This is a genomic window from Frisingicoccus sp. (genome assembly GCA_016298055.1).
In the GTDB taxonomy this organism is placed as follows: domain Bacteria; phylum Bacillota; class Clostridia; order Lachnospirales; family Lachnospiraceae; genus Frisingicoccus.
In genome coordinates, this window is the sequence record JAEDDO010000203.1 from 1 (window position 1) to 3,071 (window position 3,071).

The window sequence follows — 3,071 nt, forward strand, 5'->3', positions numbered from 1 at the left end:
CTCAGGTTTACCTGAATAACTATACCGGTGCGGGAATCATCAACATTGAAGATGAACGCGTATATCCTTCCGTCGAATATCAGACTCCGGCAGAAAAACCTGCCAATAACGCTTTCATCTGGGGTCTTATGATTGCTATGGCTGTTGTTGAAGCAGGCATCGCCTTCTATACCCTCAAAAAAGAAAACCGACATTAAACATTTACAGACAAGGAGAGGTACCCACAAAACAAGGGCACCTCTCCTTAATCTTTTACCCAACCATTCCTCCAAACATGCCACTTCCCATACACAAAAGTGCCAGTGCCGTCGCCGGTACAATCTGATCCGGCAGACTTCCTTCGATAGCAACGACTGCGCCCATATGAATACTGTAATAAAGCATCCCGACAATCAGCCCCCACAAAAACTCCCGTTTCTTTACTTTTCTCCCAATGTAAAATCCACCGGCAAAGCAGGCTGCGGCATAAGTTATAAGCATACCGATCCGTATCTGTTCCGACTTAATATCCAGATAATAAAGCAGGGCTGCCAACACAAACAATGCGGATGCGGAAAGAATATAGCTGATCACAAGAGCTTTGATAACAGATAAAATATAATTTTTCACCATCCATCCCCCACATAACATCTTTAATAAACTATATGTCCTTTTTTTCTCAAAAATGCTATACTGATTTCAGGAAAGGATGATGATTTATGGAACGCATTGATTTACACACACATTCCACAGCCTCTGACGGCAGTTTTACACCAACACAGGTTATCGAAGCTGCTGCCCGGGCCGGTCTTAAAGCTGTCGCTCTCACCGACCATGACACCATTGCCGGCATACCGGAAGCTATGACTGCATCTGAAAAATACGATATTGAATTTATCCCGGGCATTGAATTATCCGCATTTTACCTGAATCAGGAAGTGCATATTGTGGGCCTTTTTTTAGATATCAATGATGAACAATTCATACAGCGCCTTGAAAACTTCCGACAGATTCGTGATCAACGCAACATTGCCATGATCCGAAAAATGACGGAGGCCGGAATTGACATTTCCATAGAAAAAATTCGTGAAATGGACGGTGACGCTGTTATTACCCGCGCAAATTTCGCCCGTTATCTCCTCCATATCGGCTATATTTCTTCCATCGATGAAGCATTTGATAAATATCTTTCTCCGGGAAAACCCTTTTTTGTCCCAAAGACAGGCGTCACACCGAGGGATGCCATTCAAGCGATCTGTGACAACGGCGGGATCGCTATCCTTGCGCACCCGCTGTCCTACAAATTTACTTCTTCCCAGTTAGACACCTGCATTGAACTTCTAAAATCCTATGGTCTTAAAGGCATCGAGACACGCTACAGTACATTTTCCGCAGCAGATGAACGGGATATGAAACGGCTTGCTGACCGTCACGGACTGCTTTACTCCGGTGGTTCCGATTTCCATGGCAATGTTAAGCCACATATTTCTATCGGTAAAGGTATGGGAAAACTCCTTGTTCCCTACGATTTTCTGAAACGCCTAAAGGATGTCTAAGGGACAGGTTCCTTGTCTCTATTCAAAAAGGAAAAGCTCTGTCCGGTCATACCGAACAGAGCTTCATGTCTCACATTATTCTTCAACACTGTTTGCTTTTTCAATATTGACAACGGCCTGTCTTCGCATCGGAATACGGCAGTGTCTGTCGCCACCGAATTCTACGATCAGGATATCGCCGCTGATATCAATAACAACGCCGAAAAGTCCTGCGCTTGTCTCAACACTGTCACCAACTTCCAGAGAATCAAGCATCGCCTGCATCTTCTTCTCCTGTTTTTTCTGTGGACGAATGGATAAGAAGTATAATACAACAGCATATACAACTAATAAACCAATCACCATAAGCCAGTAATTGTTTCCCATAAATACTTTCCTCCTAAAAATTCTACTCTTCTTTCATCTCGAAGCCTTCCAGCTTCGCTTTTTTATACTCGGCATAGCGATGTTCTTCAATCGCCGCCCGAATCTCCTCCATCATTGTATTATAAAAATACAAATTATGCAAGACGCAAAGACGCATTCCAAGCATTTCTTTCGCCTTAAGAAGATGCCTTATATATGCACGGCTGTAATTTCTGCAGGCCGGACATCCGCAGCCTTCCTCGATTGGACGCTCATCCAGTTCAAATCTGGCATTGAAAAGATTCAGTTTGCCGTGATTCGTATACACATGTCCGTGACGGCCGTTTCTCGACGGATATACACAATCAAAGAAATCCACACCTCTGTCAACAGCTTCCAGAATATTCGCCGGAGTTCCCACACCCATCAGATAGGTTGGTTTATTCTGAGGCAGATACGGAACAGTCTCTTCAATAATATAGTACATTTCCTCGTGAGACTCACCGACAGCCAAACCTCCAAGTGCATATCCATCCAGTTCAAGCTGGGAAATTGCCTTCGCATGTTCAATACGAATATCGGCATAAGTACCACCCTGATTGATGCCAAATAACATCTGGTTTGGATTGATCGTATCCGGAAGGCTGTTTAAGCGGGCCATCTCATCCTTACATCTGTAAAGCCAGCGTGTTGTTCTGTCAACGGATTTCTGCATATACTCTCTTGTTGACGGATAAGGCGCACACTCATCAAATGCCATCGCAATTGTAGAAGCCAGATTCGACTGAATCTGCATACTCTCTTCCGGTCCCATAAAAATCTTATGTCCATCAATATGTGAATTAAAATAAACGCCCTCTTCCTTAATCTTTCTAAGGCTCGTCAGAGAAAAAACCTGAAATCCACCCGAGTCTGTCAGAATCGGCTTATCCCAATTCATAAATTTATGAAGGCCTCCAAGCTTTTTAACAATTTTATCTCCGGGACGAAGATGAAGATGATAGGTATTTGACAACTCCACCTGCGTTTTGATCTGCTGCAGATCTGTTGTAGCCACTGCTCCCTTGATCGCTGCCGCCGTACCTACATTCATGAAAACGGGCGTCTGAATCGTTCCGTGGACTGTCTTAAACTCGCCGCGCTTTGCTCTTCCGTCTGTTGTTATTAAATTATACATAAAGCCCCCTTATT

The 3,071-nt window shown here is 43.9% G+C and carries 5 protein-coding genes; 2 read left to right on the forward strand and 3 right to left on the reverse strand.

Annotated elements, in window-relative coordinates; genetic code table 11:
• The coding region (locus tag QZZ35_RS10510; protein ID WP_291237359.1) for a hypothetical protein at positions 1–197 on the forward strand (197 nt) is incomplete at its 5' end.
• Positions 198–252: 55 nt separating this feature from the next.
• Here the strand turns inward: QZZ35_RS10510 and QZZ35_RS10515 are convergent.
• Positions 253–612, reverse strand: a complete 360-nt coding sequence (locus tag QZZ35_RS10515; protein WP_291237360.1) for a TIGR04086 family membrane protein — start codon at positions 610–612, stop codon at positions 253–255.
• A gap of 86 nt (positions 613–698) precedes the next feature.
• Here QZZ35_RS10515 and QZZ35_RS10520 point away from each other — a divergent pair, with 86 nt between their 5' ends.
• The gene (locus tag QZZ35_RS10520) at positions 699–1,535 is read left to right on the forward strand and encodes a PHP domain-containing protein (RefSeq protein ID WP_291237361.1); all 837 of its coding nucleotides are present in this window, start codon (positions 699–701) and stop codon (positions 1,533–1,535) included.
• Between the two features lie 75 nt (positions 1,536–1,610).
• On the opposite strand, the gene yajC is transcribed toward QZZ35_RS10520, so the two are convergent.
• On the reverse strand, positions 1,611–1,901 hold the full coding sequence (gene yajC / locus QZZ35_RS10525) for a preprotein translocase subunit YajC (protein ID WP_291235246.1): 291 nt from the start codon (positions 1,899–1,901) through the stop codon (positions 1,611–1,613).
• A gap of 22 nt (positions 1,902–1,923) precedes the next feature.
• A complete protein-coding gene (gene tgt, locus QZZ35_RS10530; RefSeq protein ID WP_291237362.1) occupies positions 1,924–3,057 on the reverse strand; it encodes a tRNA guanosine(34) transglycosylase Tgt in 1,134 nt (377 codons plus the stop codon).
• Between the last annotated feature and the right edge of the window lie 14 nt (positions 3,058–3,071).

What these genes read in the sequence shown, in the direction of transcription:
- QZZ35_RS10515 (WP_291237360.1), bottom strand. Translation starts at nt 612, where the DNA reads ATGGTGAAAAATTATATTTTATCTGTTATCAAAGCTCTTGTGATCAGC.
- QZZ35_RS10520 (WP_291237361.1), top strand. Translation starts at nt 699, where the DNA reads ATGGAACGCATTGATTTACACACACATTCCACAGCCTCTGACGGCAGT.
- yajC (WP_291235246.1), bottom strand. Translation starts at nt 1,901, where the DNA reads ATGGGAAACAATTACTGGCTTATGGTGATTGGTTTATTAGTTGTATAT.
- tgt (WP_291237362.1), bottom strand. Translation starts at nt 3,057, where the DNA reads ATGTATAATTTAATAACAACAGACGGAAGAGCAAAGCGCGGCGAGTTT.